This is a genomic window from Flavobacterium petrolei (genome assembly GCF_003314435.2).
GTDB classification, from domain to species: Bacteria; Bacteroidota; Bacteroidia; order Flavobacteriales; family Flavobacteriaceae; genus Flavobacterium; species Flavobacterium petrolei.
The window spans coordinates 170,222-193,750 of sequence record NZ_QNVY02000004.1 but is presented as its reverse complement, the minus strand read 5'-3'; the positions used below and the strand labels follow the sequence as shown (position 1 = coordinate 193,750).

14 protein-coding genes are annotated in these 23,529 nt (G+C 34.6%); 3 read left to right on the top strand and 11 right to left on the bottom strand.

Annotated features, from left to right (window positions below; genetic code table 11):
• Window positions 1–2: 2 nt before the first annotated feature.
• The 3 genes from DR871_RS12570 (at window position 3) to DR871_RS12560 (ending at window position 3,865) form a co-directional block, all read left to right on the top strand.
• Window positions 3–1,205 (top strand): AGE family epimerase/isomerase, encoded by a 1,203-nt coding sequence (locus DR871_RS12570; protein WP_113666570.1) that lies wholly within the window; start codon window positions 3–5, stop codon window positions 1,203–1,205.
• A complete protein-coding gene (locus DR871_RS12565) occupies window positions 1,198–2,439 on the top strand; it encodes a glycoside hydrolase family 26 protein (RefSeq protein ID WP_113666571.1) in 1,242 nt (413 codons plus the stop codon). Before DR871_RS12570 ends, DR871_RS12565 begins: the two co-directional genes overlap by 8 nt.
• 136 nt (window positions 2,440–2,575) lie before the next feature.
• Window positions 2,576–3,865: a glycoside hydrolase 5 family protein gene (locus DR871_RS12560; RefSeq protein WP_113666572.1), complete on the top strand. Its 1,290-nt coding sequence runs from the start codon at window positions 2,576–2,578 to the stop codon at window positions 3,863–3,865.
• A 434-nt stretch (window positions 3,866–4,299) separates the two neighbouring features.
• Here DR871_RS12560 and DR871_RS12555 read toward each other — a convergent pair whose 3' ends face one another.
• From DR871_RS12555 to DR871_RS12500, 11 genes are all read right to left on the bottom strand, one after another.
• Complete coding sequence (locus tag DR871_RS12555; RefSeq protein ID WP_113666573.1) at window positions 4,300–5,442, bottom strand: glycoside hydrolase family 26 protein; 1,143 nt, start codon at window positions 5,440–5,442, stop codon at window positions 4,300–4,302.
• 549 nt (window positions 5,443–5,991) lie between these two features.
• Entirely contained in the window at window positions 5,992–6,948 is a 957-nt protein-coding gene (locus tag DR871_RS12550; RefSeq protein ID WP_113666574.1) for an aldo/keto reductase, read from the bottom strand.
• Window positions 6,949–7,073: 125 nt separating this feature from the next.
• Window positions 7,074–9,368 (bottom strand): beta-glucosidase BglX, encoded by a 2,295-nt coding sequence (gene bglX / locus DR871_RS12545; RefSeq protein WP_113666575.1) that lies wholly within the window; start codon window positions 9,366–9,368, stop codon window positions 7,074–7,076.
• Window positions 9,369–9,507: 139 nt separating this feature from the next.
• Entirely contained in the window at window positions 9,508–10,887 is a 1,380-nt protein-coding gene (locus tag DR871_RS12540; RefSeq protein WP_113666576.1) for a sialate O-acetylesterase, read from the bottom strand.
• Window positions 10,877–11,971 carry an SGNH/GDSL hydrolase family protein gene (locus tag DR871_RS12535; RefSeq protein ID WP_113637127.1) on the bottom strand — a complete coding sequence of 365 codons (1,095 nt, stop codon included), beginning with the start codon at window positions 11,969–11,971 and terminating at the stop codon, window positions 10,877–10,879. Before DR871_RS12535 ends, DR871_RS12540 begins: the two co-directional genes overlap by 11 nt.
• Before the next feature lie 1,242 nt (window positions 11,972–13,213).
• Window positions 13,214–15,283, bottom strand: a complete 2,070-nt coding sequence (locus DR871_RS12525; protein WP_113666695.1) for a glycoside hydrolase domain-containing protein — start codon at window positions 15,281–15,283, stop codon at window positions 13,214–13,216.
• A 9-nt stretch (window positions 15,284–15,292) separates the two neighbouring features.
• Window positions 15,293–16,555: a YdcF family protein gene (locus tag DR871_RS12520; RefSeq protein WP_113666578.1), complete on the bottom strand. Its 1,263-nt coding sequence runs from the start codon at window positions 16,553–16,555 to the stop codon at window positions 15,293–15,295.
• Window positions 16,556–16,610: 55 nt separating this feature from the next.
• A complete protein-coding gene (locus tag DR871_RS12515) occupies window positions 16,611–18,275 on the bottom strand; it encodes a RagB/SusD family nutrient uptake outer membrane protein (protein WP_394345637.1) in 1,665 nt (554 codons plus the stop codon).
• 11 nt (window positions 18,276–18,286) lie between these two features.
• Window positions 18,287–21,688 (bottom strand): SusC/RagA family TonB-linked outer membrane protein, encoded by a 3,402-nt coding sequence (locus DR871_RS12510; RefSeq protein ID WP_113666580.1) that lies wholly within the window; start codon window positions 21,686–21,688, stop codon window positions 18,287–18,289.
• Between the two features lie 76 nt (window positions 21,689–21,764).
• A complete protein-coding gene (locus DR871_RS12505; RefSeq protein ID WP_113666581.1) occupies window positions 21,765–22,373 on the bottom strand; it encodes an RNA polymerase sigma factor in 609 nt (202 codons plus the stop codon).
• Entirely contained in the window at window positions 22,363–23,286 is a 924-nt protein-coding gene (locus DR871_RS12500) for a FecR family protein (RefSeq protein ID WP_113666696.1), read from the bottom strand. The genes DR871_RS12505 and DR871_RS12500 overlap by 11 nt, the downstream gene beginning before the upstream one ends.
• Window positions 23,287–23,529: the final 243 nt, after the last annotated feature.

Here is a 23,529-nt window from a genome sequence, read left to right as displayed (position 1 = left end):
ACGTGTCGACACCTATAAATCAATTACAGTCAGAACTTACTACTGAACTCGATTCTATCCTTTGGTATTGGTCAAAGTTTACTATGGATACCAAAAATGGAGGTTTCATTGGTCAAATTGATTCTAATGAAATTATTAATATCGATGCCGAAAAAGGCTCTGTTTTAAATGCACGAATCCTATGGACGTTTTCATCAGCTTATCAAATAACCAAAAACGAAGAACATAAAATAATAGCAAAAAGAGCTTTTGATTATATATTATCACATTTTTATGATACGGAATTTGGCGGAATTTTTTGGAGTCTTCATTCCGATGGAACTCCAAAAGACACCAAAAACCAAATCTATGCAATAGCATTTGTTATCTATGGTATGAGTGAATATTATGCTATTTCCAAAGATAATAAAGCGTTGGAAGTAGCGATTGATTTGTACAAAAAGATTCAAGAGCACAGTTATGATCCAATAAAAAAAGGATATCTAGAAGCTTTTACACGGGATTGGAAAAACATTGACGATTTACGTTTAAGTGACAAAGACGCTAATGAAAAGAAAACAATGAACACCCATTTGCATATCGTCGAAGCATATGCTAATTTGTACAAAGTGTGGAAAGATGAGACCTTACAAAAAGATATCATCGAAATATTACAGGTTATCGACACTCATTTTATAAACGAAGAAACGGGGCATCTAAAGCTATTTTTTGATGAAAACTGGATAGAAAAACCCGATGTAATTTCTTATGGCCATGACATTGAAGCTGCCTGGCTCCTATTACAATGTGCCGAGATTTCAGAAGACGCTACAATGATTGCACGGTACAAAATACACGCTATTCAACTCACTAACAGTACAAAAGAAGGAATTGATGTAGATGGCGGTTTATGGTATGAATTAGACCCAGAAAGCAATCAATTAATTGCCGAAAAACACTGGTGGCCACAAGCAGAACTGATGATAGGTTTTTTTAATACTTATCAATTAACAAGTGATAAAGCCTATTTAGATATTGTATTAAAAAATTGGGATTTTGTTAAAAAACACATTCTTGATACCCTAAATGGAGAATGGTATTGGGGGATTAATGCTGATTATTCAGTAATAAAAAAAGACAAAGCTGGTTTCTGGAAATGCCCGTATCACAATGGTCGTGCTTGTATAGAAATCATTAACCGCATTAAAACAATTAAAAATGAATAAATTATATCTTTTAATCCCAGTACTTTGCTTTACATTCTTTATTTCAGGCTGCTCTTCAGGTCTTGATACTCCTGATACGATTGTATCGCCACCAGTCAATACACCAGTTTCTGATACAGATGCTTTAACTACCGTGAATGTAAAAACATATATGGTTGATGCTAGCGCTACAGCAGAAACGGTTGCTTTATTTTACAATCTAAAGAAACTTGCTAAAACTAAATTTGCCATTGGACAACAAGATGCATTCAATTCTTTTTACAACAATGGCTCATCGTCAATGTCCGACATCAAAAAAACAACCGGAAATGATCCTGCACTATTAGGTTCTGACTTCATGTTTATTACCGACAAAAATAATACGGGTCAAAACGACAACTGGTTTTACCAACAAGAAAAAAAGAGTACGGAAGATGCCAAACAAGCTTACGCAAAAGGTATGATTAATTTTTTCTGCTGGCATTTGAGAGAGCCAAACAAAGAGGACAGTTTCTATGCTAATGACATGAGTGCAGCCGAAAAAGCTACTTCTTTCAAAAGTATTTTGCCGGGAGGCTCAAAGCATGATTGGTATAAATTAAAACTCGATAAAATAGCATCGGTAATTTCTAATTTAAAAGGAAACAATGGTGAGTTAATCCCTGTCATCTTTAGACCTTTTCATGAGTTTGACGGAAATTGGTTTTGGTGGGGTGCTGATTATTGCTCACCCGAGGATTACAAAACTGGTTTTCAGTTTACTGTCAATTATCTTAAAAACAGTAAAGGCCTGCACAATGTATTGTATGCATTTTCTCCTGACAATACATACACAACATCAGCTAATTATTTGAGTCGCTATCCAGGCGATGCTTTTGTTGATGTTTTAGGTATGGATAATTATGGTGATTTTAACAATCAAGGACAACCCGGTTCAGACAGAGCCAATTCAAAATTGAAAATGGTCTCCGATTTAGCTAAAAGCAAGGTAAAAATTGCCGCATTGACCGAAACTGGTTACCAAGTAACAACTACAAATACTCCTATATCTGGATGGTTCTCTAATTATTTATATAATGCTCTAACTGTAAACAATGTCGAGATTAGTTTTGCAATGTTTTGGAACAATACTCGAGATGGTTATTATGTGCCAACTCCTTCTTTGTCAAATGCACCTGACTTCACAAGTTTTACCAGTAAACCAAAGTCGGTATTAGTAAATACATTGCCTAAAATGTATGTATTACCAAATTAGGCATACAAAGGAACCTATAAATATTTGACGACAACAATTGCCCTAGCCCAGATAGCAGTGTAAATCCTTTTATTTTTTTCTTTAAAAAATAAAAGATTAAAACGTGTAGCTGGAAATATCCCCTAAATAAAAAAATATGAGGAATTTAGTTTCAAAAATAATGCTGCTCGCTATTTGTGCTTCGGCAACTGTTTGTTCAGCACAAAAACAAGCGCCAATAACTGTAAAAGGGACGCAATTTTACAAAGGTGACAAACCGTATTCGTATGTGGGTGCTAATTATTGGTATGGCAGTTTACTGGGTTCCAAAAAAGTGGGTGATCGTAAACGATTACTTCGCGAACTGGATTTAATGAAGAAAAATGGTATTGACAATTTAAGAATCTTAGTAGGTGCTGATGGTGGAACCTATGATTTTACCGTTAGTCCGGCTTTGCAATACGAACAAGGAAAATACAATGCCGATTTGCTGGATGGTTTGGATTTCTTGATTGCTGAAATGGGAAAACGCAACATGTATGCGGTTTTATACCTCAACAACAACTGGGAATGGTCAGGCGGTATGTCGCAATATTTAGAATGGAACGGTTTCGGAAAAATTCCGAATCCAAACATTAAACCCAACTCTTGGCCTCAATTCATGGATTATGTAAAACAGTACCACAGTTGTGAGCCTTGTATGGTGGCCTTTGAAAATCATATAAAATATATTTTGGGCCGAACAAATGCCTATACGAACAAGAAATATACTGAAGACAATGCGATTATGGCTTGGCAAATAGGCAATGAACCCCGTGTTCTTAGTATCGAAAACGAAAAAAAATTTACTGCTTGGTTTAACAAAACTATTGATTTGATTGATAGTTTAGATTCCAATCATTTGATTTCGACAGGTTCTGAAGGTAAAGCGGGATCAAATGATGATTTGGCTACCTATGAACGCACGCATATGAATCCGAAAATTGATTATTTAACTATGCATATCTGGCCAAAAAACTGGGGTTGGTTCAACGCTGAAGACGCAAAAACTACTTTGCCAATTGCGATTGAAAAAGCTAAAGCATACATAAACGAGCATGTCGAAGTAGCCAAAAAATTAGGTCGCCCCATTGTAATTGAAGAATTTGGATTACCAAGAGCCAATGAAAGCCTACTACCAAATTCCTCGGTATTGGATAGAAACGCATTTTACAATGCTTTCTTTGAAAAATTAGTTTTAAGTCACAGCAATAATGAGACGTTGCAGGGTGTTAATTTTTGGGGTTTTGGCGGCGAAGGAAAAGCTGTTAATCCTTCAGGAAAATGGAATATTGGTGACCCTTTTACTGCTGATCCACCGCAGGAACCACAAGGTTTGAATACTGTTTTCTCGACAGACAAATTAACACTGGAATTGGTAAAAGAATATAATTTGAAACTTAAATAGAAAGGTAGCCCACTATTTTAAATTCATAAAATAAAAACATAGGTTTTAATGTCGTCCTTCTTATTTTTTAGCACTTCCGATTTTTAATGAAACTATAAATTATCGACCGCTATTGGCAAAAACACCTATTGCTTTTTTTAATATCTCTCGCTCCAACTCAACATTTTGAGTCTTTTCCAGTTCATGAATTTTTTATTGTTCCGGACATAGTTTTAAATTTACTTTTGCAGCAAGAATTCTTTCTCCAAAATCATTAATAAAAAGAAATATTTTTCGAATTATGACCAATGGGTTAATTTTATAATCAAAATAAGAACTTATAACACAAAAAAACAGTAGTTAACGTTGGTTTACTACTGTTTAAAAAATTATGCTTTTTATTTTTCATTAATCCACTATCCCTCTTTCAGCTCTGGACAGTGTATTTTGAAAAATTAGAATATTCCTAAAAATTTACGCTTGTATATTTTCTTTAAATCTTTTTCAAAAATAGTAAAGGGGTCATTATAAAATTTCAAGAAATCAGGAGAACTATCTTGCCCGGGAAATGGCGCATAATAATGTGTTGGACTTTGTGTATCATTTCTCCAAACTAACACATATGACAATTGCATGTTTTCAGACTTCAATACTTTTAGCAAAGTTTCTGTCCACCATATTGGATTTGGAATCGATTCTAATCCAGTTTCTGTTAACGCCGCTAATTTATTATTCTTAATACCGTAGTCTGAAACTATTTTAAGCTTCTTTATAGCTCTTTCAATATTATAATTCCCATCTCTTCCAAAATCACCATAATTATCCATCCCTACCATATCTACATAATCATTACCAGGAAAACGCTCTAAAAACTCCTCTTCCGTATTAAATTTGTCATCGGGTGAAAATGCGTATATGAAATTATGAACCTTTAAAGTATCTCTTAAGTAAGAAACTGTGAACTGCCAGACGGCGATAAAATCTTCACGAGAGGTATACGGTTTTCCCCACCAAAACCATTCTCCGTCAAATTCATGATAAGGCCTAAAGATTATAGGAGCCAACTTGCCATTACTCCCTATTACAGAATTAGCAAAATCTGCAATATTCTTTAGAATTTTTTTATACTCTTCGTGTTTTGAACCTCCAGGCTTGATCAATGACATTGAAGCTAAAGATATCCCCTCACTCAAATAAAACCCATCTTTAGAAGCTGGATTTGAAAAATGCCATGCAGCTGTAGTTACACCACCTCTATTGTAGGTATCTACAACATTTTTTCTTAAGTCTTCTTTAGTTTTTTTGATATCTGCTTCTGATCCCCCAGATAATCCGCTAAAATCGATACCAACCATTGCAGGAAATGATCCCGTAACCGATTTTACATCCGAGCGATTGGCATCACCACTCCAACCATGGCCATATTCAGTAGCATGTTGATGTGCAAAAAGTATGCTCCTTTTAGAGATATCTTTCAGGTTTTTGTATAAGGCTTTGGTTTCTTTAGTTGCATCTTTGTCGATCTGACCGGAAACAAAATTTCCTACCAATAAAAAGGTTACTGTATATAGAGTATTATAATATCCTTTTTTATTCATAATTATAAATATTTATTTGAATTCTGAAAATTAAGCTTATAAACCTAAATATGATGATACATTTTTGTCAATTGATTCTCAGATAATATCACCCCTCTGGATATTATTTTTTATCTATAATTTTTACCAATCAGACAAGCATATTACTCAAGCTAACAAGCCTGTGATACAGTCAAAAAATACAATTTTTTGGCTTTTATTTGTTTTATTTTTACTCCATTTATAAATAAGTGATAAGGAACCAAAGAAGCAATCGTCGCCCCTGAATCGACAACATATTTAGCTCAACTCCGAATGAGGTTAAAAAAGAAAAAAACATGTAAAACCAAACCATTATTTTTAAAACCAACTCGAATTCACATTTAAATAAATTGAAAAAATGCACTTTACTAAAGACTAATTTTCAACTAATGTAGTTGATTAGACATTACATCAAAATTAGGTATCGTTTTAAATCAATTTATCCTAAAATTTAAAAAAGGCTCCAATTATAAAAAACGGAGCCTTAGTTTTTGATCTTACATCTGGTAAGTACGGGATAGCGTCTGTTTATTTTAAAATTTGCTCAATTTCATTCAACTCATCTGGAGTAAAAGCAAGATTTTGCAAACTATCAATATTGTTGTTTAGCTGCCCTATTGAACTCGCTCCAATTAAGACCGAAGTGATTCGGTTATCTTTTAACAGCCAAGCCAAAGCCATTTGTGCCAAAGATTGATTTCTGTTTTTTGCAATTTCATTCAAGTCCACTATTTTGAGCACTTTCGCATCAGATACTTCATCTAATTGTAAATGACCATTAGGATTAAAAGCACGAGAATTTTCTGGAATTCCTTTCAAATACTTATCGGTCAGTAGTCCTTGTGCCAATGGTGAAAAAGCAATACATCCTACTCCTTTATCTTCTAAAACGTCCAGTAAACTTTCCTCACAGGTACGCACAAACATGGAGTATTTTTCTTGATGAATTAAACAAGGTGTCCCTAATTGTTGTAAAATTTCGGTAGCTTGTTTCGTTTGTTCTGCAGGATAATTAGAAATTCCTGCATACAACGCTTTTCCGCTTCGAACTGCATAGTCTAATGCATTCATAGTCTCTTCTAAAGGCGTATTGGGGTCATAACGATGCGAATAAAAGATATCTACATAATAGAGGTTCATTCGCTTTAAACTTTGATTCAAACTCGTTACTAAGTATTTTCTTGATCCCCATTCTCCATAAGGACCGTCCCACATTTTATAGCCCGCCTTAGTAGCAATCACCATTTCATCACGCAAATTGCCTTGGAAATTATTCTTTAAAATTTTACCAAAATTAGTCTCTGCAGAACCTGGTATTGGTCCGTAATTGTTGGCTAAATCAAAATGTGTTATTCCTTTATCAAAAGCTTCTTTGACAATATTTTCCCCATTTTCAAAATTATCTACTGAACCGAAGTTATGCCATAAACCTAAAGAAATTTGTGGTAATAATAAACCACTTTTTCCGCATCTATTGTATTCCATTGTATTAATTTAAAGATTTGCTTTTCAATTTTCTCATTCGTAAAATTCGCATTCATAAGTTTATAATACAAATAAACCCGACCTGTTTCTTAAGCTGTCGGGTTTAAATATTAAATTATATAAAATTATTTTATCTCAAAACGACTTTCTAAACCTTTGTCTGAGCTTCCACCTACCATGATTTTAAAAGTCCCTGGTTCTACAAGGTAATTTCCATTATTATCAAAGAATCCTAATTCTTTACCTGTCAATGTTAATGTTATTGTTTTAGTTTCCCCTTTTTTCAATTCAACTAATTCAAAACCTTTCAGTTCTTTTACCGGACGAGCTAAACTTGCTACCTCATCATGAATATATAATTGAACGACCTCTTTACCATCATACTTTCCTGTATTAGTAACATCTACAGATGCTTTTACCGCTTCTCCCAAAGCAATAGCAGTTTTATCTAATTTTAAGTTTTTGTAATCAAAAGTTGTATAGCTTAATCCAAAACCAAAAGGAAATTGTGGGGTTTTCTCCACATCCGTATAGTGAGACCAAAACACATTTCCCTCTCCATTAGTTGGTCTTCCTGTACTGTAATTGTTATAGTAAATTGGTACTTGCCCTACATTTCTTGGGAATGACATTGGTAATTTACCACTTGGATTATAATCCCCATATAAAACTTGAGCTACCGCATTTCCAGTTTGAGTCCCTAAGTGCCAAGCTTCAACAATAGTAGGGATATGCGCTGCTGCCCAAGGTAAAGCTAAGGGTCTTCCGTTGTTTAAAACTAAAACAATATTTGGATTTACTTTATAAATTTCTTCTAATAATTCTTGTTGCAAACCTGGTAAATCAAGATTTGTTCTACTTCGTCCCTCCCCTGATTGAAATCCATGTTCTCCTAATACCATAACTACCACATCAGCACTAGCTGCCGCTTTTTTAGCTGAAGCAAAACCAGTTCTATCAGTTGTATTGAAAACCAATTCTTCGATAAATGCAGTTTTACCTATAGTCAAATCAGCTCCTTTTTCAAAAGTCAACTGATTCCCTTTGTATTTTTGCATTCCTTCTAATACCGAAACTGCAGTATTATCATCAGAAGCAATTCTCCAGCTTCCTAATGGACTGTTTTTATCATTTGCCAAAGGACCAATTAAAGCAATTTTTTGTCCTGATTTTTTTAACGGAAGTAAATTAGACTCATTCTTCAATAACACGATCGATTTTTTGGCCATGTCCAAAACTCCTTCATTATTGGCTTTATTACCAATTGTAGCTTTTTCACGTTTCTCGTCACAATATTTATACGGATCATCAAATAATCCCAATTCAAATTTCACTCTTAAAATTCTACGAACGGCATCATCAACTAATGATTCTTTTACTTTTCCTTCTTGAACTAATTTTGCCAATTCAACTACATACATAGAGGATTCCATATCCATATCAGATCCTGCTGTTACGGCTTTTTGTGTGGCATCTGCACCATCTTTTGCATAACCATGAATTATCATTTCACGAACCGAAGCCCAATCTGAAACCACAAATCCGTCAAAGTTCCATTTTACTTTTAAAATATCTCTTTGCAAAAAAGCATTTCCTGTAGCAGGAACCCCGTTTAAGATATTAAATGAGTTCATAAAAGTACGAACACCTGCTTCCTTAGCAGCATAAAATGGAGGCAATACTTCATTATACAATCTAGAATTACTAATATCCACAGTATTATATTCCTTACCTGCTTCGGCAAAACCGTAAGCTGCAAAGTGTTTGGCACAAGCCGCAATCGTATTTACTTTTAGCAAATCAGCTCGAGTATCACCTTGAAAACCGGTAACCCTAGCTATTGCAACTTTACTTCCTAAATACGCATCTTCACCCGCTCCTTCCATTACTCGACCCCAACGTGCATCATGTGATACATCAACATTAGGTCCAAAAGTCCAGTTAATTCCCACTGCCGATGCTTCGGCTGCAGCAACCTGAGCCGATTTCTTAATCGCTTCCATATCCCAACTCGCTGCTTCGGCAAGCGGAATTGGACTCAAGGTTTTATAGCCGTGAATTACGTCAAACCCTATGATTAATGGAATCCCTAAACGGGTTTCTTCTACAGCAATTTTTTGTACCGCTTTTACTTCCTTCACTCCACGAACAGATAACATGGATCCAACTAATCCAGCGCGCAATTGTTTGTATTTCAATTCAGCATTTCCTCCCGTTGGAGCCGGTCCAGTTACTTCCCAAAAACCGTTGTATTGATTCATTTGCCCCACTTTTTCTTCTAAGGTCATTTGTTTCATCAACAAATCGATACGTTCTTCAGTAGGCTTTGTTTTATCTAAATAAGATTTATTCTGTGCATTCATAGTTCCAATGGTAATCAGGGTAAAAATCCCCGTTGTAATTAATTTTTTTGTGTTCATTATTTATTTTAGTTTGGTTTGGTTTTTTTATTGGCGTGACCCTTATTGAAAACTTCGGGTCGGGCTATACAGCTTTATCTCTTCACTCCGTTACGGGGATATCGCCTAATATCCCTCACGCACTCATAATTTCCTATTACTATTCTGTTATAAAAGACGATGCAGGCAAATTTGCTTTATTGAATAAATCAGATTGTGCTTTGTTCTTCCATGAAAAACGAACTTTTAATGGATTTGGAACTTTGTTAGAGTTCAATAAAACAGCATTGTTTTTTATACTTGCATCTGCAACATAAAAGACATTATCAGCACCTGCAATTTCAAATTGATTTGATTTTCTATTTGAAAAATGCAATCCCTCAGCATAATCAAAAGCAACAGTTACTTTGTTCTTTTCTATTTTAATGCCTTTATAGAGTGGTCCATTAACTAAGTCTGAGTTGGTTTTGTATATTTTTACTAACGCTAAATTAGCCAATCGAGTTCCTACCGTTTTCTTATCTTTAGGATGTATGTCATCAATTGGTGAAATATCAGTAGTAAGTACCATTCCGGTATTAGGAATTTCTTGCAACACTTTACGTTGTGCATTTCTAATTTCTACTCCGCCAAAATGATCATCACCATATTGATAAGGAGCAATTTGTACATAATAAAAAGGAAACTCGTAATTCCATAATTTTCTCCACGAAGCAATTAAAGCCGAAAATGTTTTATCGTAAACTACAGATCCAACATTTGATTCCCCTTGATACCAAATCACACCTGCAATTTTATACCCTATTAGCGGATAAATCATTGCATTAAAAGCACGTCCAGGCTGATTAGGTCCATATAATTCTTCTTTTCTTGTTTTGGCACTTTCTAGTAAAATTGCGTCATTTTGAATAACTTCTTCTGGAGTCCAAATCTCTGCTGGCGTTCCTCCCCAATTGGATGATATCAAACCAATTGGTACTTTTTTTAATTCTTCTTGTAATCGCGTTGCAAAAAAGTAACCAGCAGCACTAAAATTTCTCATGGTTTCCGGAGTACTTTCGGTCCAACTTCCTGGCACATTATTTTGTGGTGATGTTGCTGTTAATTTTGGAACCGTAAAAAATCGGATGTTGGGATTCATTGCCATTTTTACTGCTTCATCTCCATTCTCAATTCCCCAAGCTGCTGACATCTCCATATTAGATTGTCCTGAACAGATCCATACTTCGCCAATTAGGATGTTTTTTAATATGATTTCGTTATACCCTTTTACAATTAGAGTGTAGGGCCCTCCTTCTTTTGGAGTTGGAATTTTAATTTCCCATTTGGCTTGATTGTTGGCTTTAATTTTATATTCTTGATAATTCCAACTTGGCGTGACCACCACCTCTTCCTGTGGATTTGCCCAACCCCAAATAGTAACTTCGGTATTGCGCTGTAACACCATATTATCTGAAAACACATTTGGAAGCGTCACATTTGAGAAAACAGTATTTGACAACAGTACTATAAGAGTTAGGGCAAGAAGATTATTTTTCATCAAGTAATTTTTTAAAGTAAGGAATTAATTGGTCGGCCATTATTTTGTCATCGGCAATATCAGGATGAAAGCCACAACCGTTTGGTTTCATCGATTGAAATTCAAATAAAGCAATCGTTTTATGTTGTGTGTCATGCTCAAAAGCCTCAATTACTTTTTTCAAACAACGTACTAAAACTACATTTCTATCTCCAGAAACCATAGGACTGTTCAATAGAACAATTCTAGCTCTAGGTGCATGTTTGTATACCGTTTTGATAAAAGCAATATAATTTGATACGTATTTTTCTTCATTAAAAGGCAATCTTTCTTTTTTTCCATCTCCATCAGAAAGGTCATTTGTTCCCAAACAAATGCTCACTAAATCCGGCTGAAAAGCAAAATTGTATGGTTTAGAATTGTCTTTATTTAAATATAAATTTTCATAAACATCAGGAATAATAGCTTCGTCGTTATGCTCATCATTCCAGTTGCGATACATCCCAAATCCAGATACAGCACTCAATACATAATCAACATCTAAACTTCGTGACGCTATAGGTCCGTATGCCCAATACCCATTATGTTGATCATACCATTCCCCAGTCCCACATGGAATTTCAGCCGTATCATTGCCAAAACCACAAGTAATAGAATCACCTATAAATTCAATTTTCTTTTTCTTTGGCGCTATACTTTCTACTAATTTAGCGGTAGTTCCAATGAATAATACGGCTCCATTTGCCGCTTCAGTAGCTTTATATATGGTTAAATGGTGCTTTTTATTTTTGTTTGTAATAGTTATAGGAATTTTTTGGGCTGTACCTTTTTCAATTCGAACTCTTCCTATATATTCACCATCTAATTCTAATGAAACAAAATTATGATGCTCATAAGTATCGACACTTTGCAAGTTTATAATACAAGTACTTCCTTCAAATTCAAAAGAAACTGAGGAAGCAGAAGCTATTAATAATACTTTGTTATTCTCTTGTAACTCTACTCTTCCAGCATAATGAAAAGTATCGTTTATATTATCTTTTTGGGAAGAGCAGGATAAACCAAAGTATAGAAAAAAAAGTAACAAAAAATTTTTTAGTATCATTCAAAAAAAATTTAATTAAAATAAAGTAAAAATAACTTTTTAATATTTTTAGAATTGATAGTATAATAACAATTTACAATCTAAAAATTGCGTATGAGTATATTGAATTATTTCTATTTAAAATATAGCAACCACTGATACAGTCTCGCCGCCCCGAAATCGCACCTTACTGCGTCGGACTCATTTCGGGGCGCTTTTGCTTGAATCAATTTCTATTATATCAGAGATAATTGTAAAATAAGCCACAGACTGCCAAAATATACCGTCTTCTAATTATCAGTATTTTTTACGGACTATTTACCTTTTATATTTACAATAATTAATAGTGCGTCTGAAGCTTTAAAGTGAAGACTGGCCCAAAGTAAGACCGTCCAAAAGATTGCTATCGAATTTACTATATAAATCTGAGAACTGCTATAATGTTATTCGTATTTATTTTTTATTTGACAAACTAAAAGCGCTCATAATAATAGTAAATAACCTCTCGCAAATAGTTCCTGATAAACCTCAAGAATAAAAAGTTTGAAATCAAGTAACTGCACACCGATAATTGAATAAATTTTCCATAATTAAGTTCCAAAATTCGTATACCTATTGTAGAATCAAAAATTTAAATATGGTCCAAAAAAAACTAGACTAATTAATTCAACTGCTTAGCTCACAAAATTACTCTTGCTTCTTTTAATGAAGGTGTGGCTTCTGTAAAACCATAAAAAAATTTGTGGTACAATAATCATACTAAAAAATAGTATTGACTTTTTAGTTAAACCTTTTACTGTAAATAAATTGTCGCCTCTGAATCAAAAATCTTATTTAATACCTATATGCCTTGCACGAACTCGAATTATAAGGATTTAAAATTTTAAAAGTCAAAAAAAATCTATTAATAGAGTCGGAAAACCCAAAACGAGAGATTGTGCATCTACCCTAAAGATGTAAAATGTGTAACCGGGAAGAGTTATCGTCAAAGCATTAGACTACTTCAAAAAATAAGAAAGGAGCTCAATAAGCTCCAAAATGAGTTTGTGTCAATCGAGGAGTTTTGTCAATACACTAGCCTAAAAATTGAACAGGTTAATCCGTTGATAATTGGATGAAATTTGTTTTATGCCAGTGAAAATAATTAGTCTTAATAGCTATTGCAACTAATCAGTTAAAGCGAGAAGCCTGTCTTTAAACTAAGCTTCTCGCCTTAGGGCTAGAGAATCTTTAAAGAAACTGACAACAATTTATTAATCCATTTTATTGCTCAGTTTCTGAAATCCACTGATTCTCTATTCCCCACTTTTCATTTGGTACTGCTCCCGTTTCAATGATTAGGGTTCCGCCATTGCTGATTTCTTCCTGCGTCAACCAATTCCTATTTAAAGACTGACCGTTTAATTGAACCGAGTGAACATAGAAATGCTCTTTATTGTAATTACTCACTCGAATTTGAAATGATTTTCCGTTTTCCCAATTTAATTGTACAGACTCAAAGATTGGAGCTGTCAAATAGTAAATCGGACTTCCAATGTTTGCCGGAGACAGCCCTATGCTTCGCATTACAAACCAAGAGGACATGGTCCCAGCATCATCATCCATGGTGCGGACATAAGCTTGAGGCTCATTTTTATAGATCCTTCCAATATAGGAATCAATTCCCTTACTATTGTCATTAAAATAAGTCTGAACCATGGTATCCAACATAATATTCCGAAATAGTTTTTGTGATTTCCAAGGTTGGGAACTTGCATTATATAATCCCGGAACTTGCAAGTCCGGCTGATTGGCATGGTTGTAATTGTCCTCGGCAAAAAATTGATCTAATTGCTTTAAAAAAGAAACTTCCCCACCAACTAATTTTTTTAGACCCATAACATCAAAAGGAACAAACCAGCGATATTGCCAAACTGTACCTTGATACATCCCACGAGCGGGCATTTTATCAATATCTTTCTGGGATAAATCGGCAAAATCTTTTTCCCAATAGCGCTTATAGTCTTTTGCTTTATTCAAATATTTGGTACTCAATCCAGAGTCTTTGGTAATTTTCAATATTTCCGAAAGTGCCCAACTATCATAAGAAGATTCTAAAGCCTTATCAGGTGAGGTGTATTCTAATCGGTCCACTTCTGCTATTAGAGAATCTTTTATCGCATTAAAATCGATAGGATATCCTTTTTTATAGCCGTCCAATAAAACGACAATCGCATGTTCTGTTCTTACTGTGGGTGCCGATTCGTATTTTGTGGCCCAATTATTTTTTCCATAAGGATACAAATTAGCGATAGATTTTATAATCGGTCCAAAACGCTCCGGATAAGCCAGCGAAAGCATGGGTAATTGCTCGCGATAATTATCCCAAATGGCCCAACCGTTGTATATAGGACTAGTAGTTTTTTCAATGGAACCATCAATAGCTTTGTAAGTTCCGTCAGTTTCCGAAACTAAAAACGGCGCTTGTAATCCTCGATATAAGAGCGAATAGAATAATTCTTCCCGATCTTTTTCACCATTAACTTCAATTCTGTTCAAATGGTGATTCCATGCTGCAGTGGTTTGCACAGACAAGTCGTTTATGGATATCGTTTCTATTTTTGCTTTGGCGAAAGCCGTACTCACGGAAGAAAAACCAACACGAACTTCCATTTCAGTTGCATCTTCAAGGGCTGCAATTTGATACTGATGATCTGCAGTTTTTGTTATTATTGCTAAATTAGAGAATTCCAACTCGTAATAAATACGGTATACTCCCTTATCACAAGTAGTTTGGGTATCAATCCAACCGCTGATGCTTTTGGTTCCAATTTCATGCGCTTCGGCAACAAATCGATTGACGAAAGCGTGGGATAAATCAATATGAAGCCCTGCTCCTTTTCTTGGAAATTTGTACTGATGTATTCCAAAATTATGTTTGACACTCATTTGAGCCTGAATTCCATTTTCGAAAGCGACTTTATAAACACCCGGGCTAGCTGATTCTTGTTTTTTGAGCAATAGCGTTTCGGCATCGCTGTCCAAAATAGGTTTGATCAACAGATTGCCTCCACTTCCCATACAGCCCACTCCTTCAATACGGCTGTGGGTAAACCCCAGAAATTTCTTTGCCAGATACTCGTAACCCGAATGAATATGAGGATAAGTTTGTGGCCCAATACTCATCATATTGAAGGGTGAAGATGCAGATGGGGACATTTGGCCATGATCGCCAGAAGTACCCAAAAAGACATTTACTTTTTCTACTGCCGATTTTTCATTAGCAACATTATTTTTTAAAGGCTGGCAGGCTGCAGCTAAGATTGCAAGTCCCAAAATAAATATTTTTTTCATGGTACACATTTACGGATCTAAGGGATCAATTGGATTTTGATGCAAGGAATTCACATTGGGAAGGAATTCTAATGCTGTCGAATGTAGTCTTTTTAAAATAATTGCAGGCAAATAACCCAATTCCTCCATACAACGCGCATTAAAATTTGGATTTCCTACATAGTCGCTATGGCTCACATTCGTAACGACTATACTTTTTTTGTCAAGTGGCATTTTATACTCAATCATCAATCTGGTTGCATTGCGCAAATTGGTTGTGGTATGCCGGGCAAAAGGATCAATCAGGATATTTTCTTCAGGAATATTGTAGATGTTCATTAATTCTTTTTTCATTTCAATAGCCTCACAATACGCCGCTCTAAAAGGATGGGCATGACCTCCAGAAACAATAATTAACGGGGCTTTCTTAGCTTCATATTCCAATACTCCCAATTGTAAGTTTAATTTTCCAATAGCGGACAATCGGTCTTGATAATTTTCCGGACCGTTACCCAAAATTAGAATAGACGCATACTCAAAAGCATTAAAATTGATTTTTTTTATACGGGCAATTGCTTTTTTATTCTCCTTTTCCTCCAAAGGTTCATAGCGAGCCACCTCATCGCGATGGTTCATGTACAAAAGCGATAAACTGAAATCCAGGCTTTCCTGAAAAAACAACGCATTTATTTTAGGCTTTTTATTATGTAAAAAATCTGACCACATAAAAACAGAACCTTTATAAAATTGAGACTGAACATCATAAGAAACAGAATCTATTGTTGCATATTGGGCCCTTTCGCCAAGACCATAAACCTTCATAATGCGATTCATTCCTTGAGCACAAAGTTGCCATACTTTTACGAGCAATTCGGTATCGGTACTGTTTTTAAAATTCTCGTATTTTCCAGACAGACGCAAATTGTTTTTTACAAAATTTTGCAACTCCTTTTTATCTTTCATCAAAATCCGAAGTTCCTCTTCAATACTAACGAGTTCATTTTCCTTAAATTGATACCCATTAACCAAGCAGGAAAGACTGTCTTTGCAAGACTTTAGTTTGGAACCAATCTCTTGTTGCTGATTTTTAAAAATGGTTTTGAAAACAACATTGTTCTCCATTAATTCAGTGACGGCTTTTTCATTTTGAATAGCCGTCAACAAATAAAAATTCTTGTCCTGAATCAACGAACCTGATTTAGAAGAGGAATAATCCAGTTCAAACCCATTCCCTTTTTGGCTATAGCTTGAAACAAATACAAGCGCAATTAGTATGTAAATTATTCTTTTCATCTTTTTTTAATAAAAAATTGGGCAACCATTTCGATTGCCCAATTTAGTTTAATTTCTAAAAGCCACTGTTTTGGGTTACTGTACCCGCCGGCAAAGCGTCAATATAACGTTGTGGTATTGGAAAATATTCGTTTTTGCCTTTGGTAAATACGGCATTTGTCAAATGTGTTCTTCTTGTTTTTTCTGTGGTGAGATAAGTATTGATGACAGTATCTGCTTCACCCCATCGAACTAAATTAAAGAAACGGTGACCTTCCATAGCCAATTCTAAACGCGTTTCTAAATGCACCGCTGCTCTTGCAGCAGTTTTATCAGTCCAAATAGTACTATACGGTTTAACATTGTAATTCGCGGCATTTGCGCTACCATCTAACGTTTTTACATAAGCAGAGTTAGCGGCACGATTCCGAATTTGATTTACTAAAATTCGAGCTTCATCGATTTTTCCTAATTCTACAGCAGCCTCAGCTCTCCATAAAACAACCTCAGCATATCGAATAATATAATAATTTAGAGCATTTACATACGGCCAAACGGTAACATGGAAAGCAGATTTAGCCGAAACAATTCGCTTTTTAGGAGCAAAGGCGCCATAAGTTGCCAAATCTCGCGCCCAGCTGTCTTGGTACAAAACGCCCAAATCCTTGTAAGGTATTCCCGGACGGCCTATCGTGATATCGATACGTGGATCTACATTATCACTGGATACAACGTTGATGTTGTTTTCTAATGGCAAACCGTTAACATCCGTTTTAAAGGCATTTACAAGATTCTGTGTCGGACGGTGAAAACCATATTGAGAATAAAATGGGCCTCCAGGTGCTGATAAACGATCTCCTATACTTCCGTTGTAGGAACTAGGTTGACCATCTTTTACAGATAGTTGTATCGCAAAAATCACTTCCTTATTATTGTCATTTTCCGGTAAAAATATTTGCTGAAAATCAGCCAATAAGCCATAATTACTATTCATTATTTCAGTCGTAGCATCATAAGCCAATTGCCATTTGTTTTGAAAAACATAACATTTAGCCAAATATGATTTAGCTGCAATCTTGGTTGGTCGTCCTAATTCTGATTGTGTAGCTGGAAGATCAGCATAGGCCAATTGAAAATCAGCTTCGATTTTAGTCCACAATTCGTCTGAGCTAAAAGTCGTATTTGATTTAGCATAATCAGCCACTGTAGTTGCCGTTTCATCAATATACGGAATACGATTGTATATTTTTTTCAACTCAAAATAAAAATGACCTCTCAAAAATCGTAATTCTGCCATTCGTTTGGCTTTTAAACTGGCTTCAAAATCTGCAGAAGCATTTAATAATCGCATGGCTTCATTTGCTCGTTTTACCCCTTCATACAATGCCACCCATTTGCGTTCTATATCAAGCGTCGTTGAGTTCGCATTGTAAATCTCCATTTGGTGAATGTTATTCTGATCTCCAGTTCCGCCGCCGCCTTTGTAAGTGTCATCAGAAGTGACATCGCCAAAACTCCAATTTGAACTTGGAGAATTAAGGGCATTCGTTGCTCCATCAATTTGTCCGTTTAAAACGCTGTAAGCGGATATAATGGCGCGTTCTACATTAGCTGGCTTTGTCATCTCAGATGGATCGACCTCGCCATAGGTAACTTCCTCTAGAAATGTATCAGAACAAGAACTCATTTGAAGTCCTAAAGCTAAAAAAGCTACTATTTTTATTGTGTTTTTTATTCGCATCATTTTTAAATTTAAAAGTTTAAATTACAACCAAAAGTAAATGTTCTTGAAGTGGGATAAATTCCTCTATCGATACCTATGTCAAGATTTCGGTTGCTTGAAGTGTAACTCTGTAATCCTATTTGGGGTGTTAAACCACTATATTTAGTAATAGTGAATACATTACTCGCTTGTCCATACAAGCGCAATTTCATTCCAGCGAGAATATCTGGATTAAAAGTATACCCCAACTGTAAATTATTTAATTTAAAATAAGAACCATCTTCAACATAATAGGATGAAGGTCGGATATTATTATTTCTATCATCTAAGGACAATCTTGGAATAGAAGAATTAGGATTATCAACCGTCCAAGCGCCTAATAATGCACTGTCTTTATTGTAAGCCGCTTGATTGAAGAAATTAGTTTTGTATTTTGTCAGATTGTAAATATCGTTTCCAAAACTTCCATTAAAAAACATTCCCATATCAAACTGTTTGTATTTCAAATTGATATTAAAACCTAACATAACATCTGGATGCGGAGAACCTATAAAGGTTCTGTCACTACTATTGATTACTCCGTCACCGTTAATGTCTTTAAATTTGAGATCTCCAGCTTGCGCACTGGGCTGCATTCTATAATCCGTAACTTCTTGTTGACTTCGAAACAGACCTTCGGAAACAAATCCATAAAAAGATCCAATAGGCTGTCCAACAGCACTTCTGGATATTTCCTGACCAAAATTCACAGTATGCAAGGACGAACTAGGAATTCCTAAGTAAGCCACACTATTCAAAGCAGTCAGTTCATTTTTGTATCCCGTCAAATTTAAAGCAAGATCATAAGAGAAATCACTGATTTTATCGGCATAATTTAAATCCAATTCAAAACCACGGTTTTTCATTTGTCCGTCATTAATCCACTGTCCGTCATTTGTACCTCCATAGGTTAATGGAATAACATTATAGACCAGAATATCATTGGTCTCTTTGTTGTAATATTCTGCCGTTACATTCAATTTATTATTGAAAAAACCAAGATCCAAGCCAATTGTTTGTTGAGTAGTAGTCTCCCAAGATAAATTTGCATTCGAAACTCGCGTTTGTGTTAATCCTGTTGCAATAATATTCTGACCTCCAATGGCATAGTCAGAGTAATTATTGTTGTTGGAATAACTATCAACCGTAGAATACGAAGGTAATTGTTGGTTCCCGGTTTGTCCCCAACTGGCACGAAGTAAAAAGGAAGTAAACGTATTTCCAAAATCAAAAAAATCTTCCTTATCTACTCTCCATCCCGCAGAAACTGCTGGAAAAGTACCCCAGTTATTATTGGCTAATCTGGAAGTTCCATCCCTTCTAACAGTAGCACTCAGAATATATTTCTGATTAAAATTGTAATTTACTCTACCAAAATAGGAGTTCAAAGCCCATTCATTTGCAGTCCCCGTGTTTAATTGATTTTCAGTTCCGTAACTTAAATATCTGAAATTGGGATCTTCATAAAGGAAATTTTGGCGAGAAGCACCAAAGCCTTCGTAGTAATATTTAATCGCTTCTTGTCCTAAAAGTAGATCCAGATTGTGTTGACCTAATTGCTTTTGATAATTTAAAGTATTAGAGATCGTAAGTTGATAATTAAAATTGTTACTAGTCGTTAACGCATTTTTTACGTTTTGCGAAAGAATCTCATTATAAACAGGTGAGAAATCTCTGAAATTAAAACTTTGAAAGTCCAATCCTAAAGAAGTTTTAAAAGTAAAATCACTAATTTTTGCACTGGCAAATACATTTCCTAAAGCCTGAATGCGTTTTTGTATATTGTCTTTGGCACGCGTTAAACTTCCTAATGGATTCGAAATATCATTGATTGGGTTTCCCGCAAAATTTCCGTTTATATCATACACCGGAACAATCGAAGGAAATTGTAGGGCATTGTAAACAATACTTCCCAGAGAGCTATTAGTTCCAGTAGCAACTTGCTCCGAATAAGAAGCCGTAAAGTTTTCGCCAATAGTCAGAAAATCTTTTACCTTGTAACTAGAATTAAATCGTGCCGAATAACGCTCAAATCCAGTATGTTTTATAATTCCTTCCTGATTAAAATAACCTAACGTAAAAGCATGCTGACTATTTTCATCTCCTTTTGACAAGGACAAATTATAAGAATGAACCGCCGCAGGTCGCATAATTTCATCAATCCATTTTACATCACCACTAGGAATTGTATTGGTAGCATTAAAAAACGCTGGAATTGTAGGGGAATTGGGATTACTTCCATAGATGCCACTTGATGGAACTTTACCATCATTCTTAGTGGCTTGCCAAAGTAAATCTCCATATTGCTGTGCATTCAACATTGTAGGTAAATTAAAAGCGGATTGAACACCGGAATACCCATCAAATTGCACTTCAGTTTTACCACTTTTGCCTCCTTTTTTAGTAGTTATAACAACAACTCCATTTGCGGCTCGTGAACCATAAATTGAAGACGAAGCAGCATCCTTTAACACTTGAAGGGTTTCTATGTCAGATGGATTGATCCCATTTAAACCATTCGACGCAGGAACTCCATCAATAATCACTAACGGATCATTGTTGTTAATTGTACTAAAACCACGTACACGAATTGAAGATCCTCCTCCTGGGCTGTTATCACTCATGATTTGAACCCCCGGCAAACGACCTTCCAGCATTTCGGTCACATTTGCTTTAGGTTGTGATACAATCTCTTTCATTTTTACCGACGATACAGAACCGGTAACATTTCGTCTTTGCTCAGTTCCATAACCCACAACTACAACTTCGTCTAATTGAGAAGCGGATTCAGAAAGCATTACTTTAATTTCAGTCTGTTTTTCAATGTTGATTATTTTAGTCTCAAATCCGATATAACTCACTGATAAAACCATTGTATTTTCAGGAACATTAATCGTAAATTTTCCTTCAAAATCAGTTGTTGCAGCTATCGTGGTACCTGCTACAAAAACGGAAGCCCCAGGAATAGGCAAATTAGATTGATCTAAAACTACACCTGTGATTTTTCGATTTTGTTGATCCTTTTTAACACTGCTATTTGTAGTAACCCCAATCAGTTCTTTTACTAAAACTCCATTTTTAGTAATCTTAAAATCAAGACTCACTTTAGTTTTCAAAACGGCTAGTACTTGATTTAAGTCTTGGTTATTTATTATAATAGAAATTTTCTTTTGAAGAAAATTTTGGTCCGACCTATAGATAAATTTGCTGTTTATTTGTCGTTCTATAAGCGTAAAGGTTTGCTTAATGGAAACGTCTTTTAGGTTTAAATTGATATTTTCTTTTTTAGCAACATTTACTTCAACAGCAGTCAGTATTGAAGGATTCGAATACGATATCCCATTACCTAACAGTAGCAAGAGGGACGCCGTTAACATGATTTTTTGTTTCATTTTATCTGTGTTTATTTATTGATTGTTTTAACAAACTGAAGCTGATATTAAAAAAGTTGATTTTTTCTACAACTATTTAAATAGAGTTAAGAACTCCTTCTTTTTTATAGGATTCCAGAGCTTTACTAATATATTTGAGTGCGAGTGCTATGTGGTTTTCCACTGTTTTGGGAGTGACGTTTAAAATTTCTGCAATTTCTTTGTATTTTAATCCGTCAATTCTGCTGAGTTCAAAAGCTTGACGTGATTTTTTAGGAATAATATCTAATATTTCACGGATCAAATTAGTTTTCATTTCTTTTTGTTCATTTTCAATAATTTCTTGCTCTCGACTCGGCGAAAACATAGAATTTATAGGTTTAGTTTCATCAATTTGTTGGTAAAACTGTTCTGATTTACGTGCTGTTTTTAAACTGTTTTTCACGATTACATAGATATAAGATTTAGGGTTTATAATTTTATCAAGAATATTTCTATTGGTCCACAACTGAATGAAAATATCAGCCACTTTTTCTTCAACAAGACAAGAGTTCGATTCATAACTCATTCCAAAACGACACAAAGGCATGTAATACCTATTAAAGAAAAGTTCCATTGCCTCGTATTGACCATTTCGAATTTGCTGAAATAAATAATCGTCTGAAAAGCAATCACTACTGCCCATTTTTGTTTGGTTAATTTTCATGATACTTGGTTATTTCGATGTTATTTCGAATGGTTTTTCTTATACTTACATCTGAAATAAACTCTAAAGAAGTTATAAATTCATCAATTGTCTGGCTTTTAAAAGCACCTTTTATATGCTGATTAGCTATGGTAGAATCCTTTATAATAAAATTCACTCCATAGAATTGATTAATCTTTGGAAGTACATCTTGAAATTTCTCATCATCTAAAAGGAGAATATTATCTTTCCATGCAGATACCTTATTCACATCAAAATTTCGTTTGATTACTAAATTGGTTTTAGAATTCCATACTAACTCTTCATTTGGCACCAGATTTATTTCATCCTTACTCTCTTTAAGCAATACATTTACTTTTCCTTTTGCTAAAGAAACAGTTTGATTGATAGTAGTGCTATTAACATTAAATTCTGTTCCTAATACCTTTACATCAAAATCATTAGTCTGAACAATAAAAGGAGAATTGATATTTTTCGTAACTTTAAAAAAAGCTTCTCCTTTCAACCAAATACTTCTTTGTTCTCCAAAATCACTTGAATATTTAACTTCGCTGCCCGCATTTAAAATAACAGTACTACTATCCGGTAAAATGAAAGTAAGCCGCTGTCCTTTTGGTGCAATTCTATGATTGGTGTATTCAGAATGTGTGTTTCCGATAAAATAGAAACCTAAACAAAAAACAACTAGGAATGCTGTAGAAAGAACTGCCTTTCTTTTTATGGAAAATTTTACAGATTTAACTCTCTCTGATTTGCTGGATCTAGCAAGAATTTCTTCAAAACAAATAGTTTGATTTGGTAATTCATTATTGGGATAACTAATCCAAATTTTTTGAAAATTTACAAAAACAGCAAGTAAATTATCGTCTAAAGACAATTCGATTTCAAATACAGATCGTTCTGCTTTTGTCATTTCATTGGCAAGATACCTCACACATTTTTTTTCCTTCTGACTTACATTCAACATAAAAATTTCCCTTTACTAATAAGAGTCAAAATAAGAGAAATACCCCTAGTTATCAATACCATCAAATCGACACGATATTGTTATAGAATTGTTAATAGACATTTTTATGGATATTGAATAAGCCAAGTTAAAGTGGATCTTGGATTAAGAATAAACTTAATTGGATAGTTAGTTTGAATCAACAAATGA

Coding starts and splice junctions, on each gene's coding strand:
- DR871_RS12560 (WP_113666572.1), top strand. CDS start 2,576: ATGAGGAATTTAGTTTCAAAAATAATGCTGCTCGCTATTTGTGCTTCG.
- DR871_RS12510 (WP_113666580.1), bottom strand. CDS start 21,688: ATGAAACAAAAAATCATGTTAACGGCGTCCCTCTTGCTACTGTTAGGT.
- DR871_RS12505 (WP_113666581.1), bottom strand. CDS start 22,373: ATGAAAATTAACCAAACAAAAATGGGCAGTAGTGATTGCTTTTCAGAC.
- DR871_RS12540 (WP_113666576.1), bottom strand. CDS start 10,887: ATGAAAAATAATCTTCTTGCCCTAACTCTTATAGTACTGTTGTCAAAT.
- DR871_RS12565 (WP_113666571.1), top strand. CDS start 1,198: ATGAATAAATTATATCTTTTAATCCCAGTACTTTGCTTTACATTCTTT.
- DR871_RS12515 (WP_394345637.1), bottom strand. CDS start 18,275: ATGCGAATAAAAAACACAATAAAAATAGTAGCTTTTTTAGCTTTAGGA.
- DR871_RS12525 (WP_113666695.1), bottom strand. CDS start 15,283: ATGAAAAAAATATTTATTTTGGGACTTGCAATCTTAGCTGCAGCCTGC.
- DR871_RS12535 (WP_113637127.1), bottom strand. CDS start 11,971: ATGATACTAAAAAATTTTTTGTTACTTTTTTTTCTATACTTTGGTTTA.
- DR871_RS12500 (WP_113666696.1), bottom strand. CDS start 23,286: ATGACAAAAGCAGAACGATCTGTATTTGAAATCGAATTGTCTTTAGAC.
- bglX (WP_113666575.1), bottom strand. CDS start 9,368: ATGAACACAAAAAAATTAATTACAACGGGGATTTTTACCCTGATTACC.
- DR871_RS12520 (WP_113666578.1), bottom strand. CDS start 16,555: ATGAAAAGAATAATTTACATACTAATTGCGCTTGTATTTGTTTCAAGC.
- DR871_RS12555 (WP_113666573.1), bottom strand. CDS start 5,442: ATGAATAAAAAAGGATATTATAATACTCTATATACAGTAACCTTTTTA.
- DR871_RS12550 (WP_113666574.1), bottom strand. CDS start 6,948: ATGGAATACAATAGATGCGGAAAAAGTGGTTTATTATTACCACAAATT.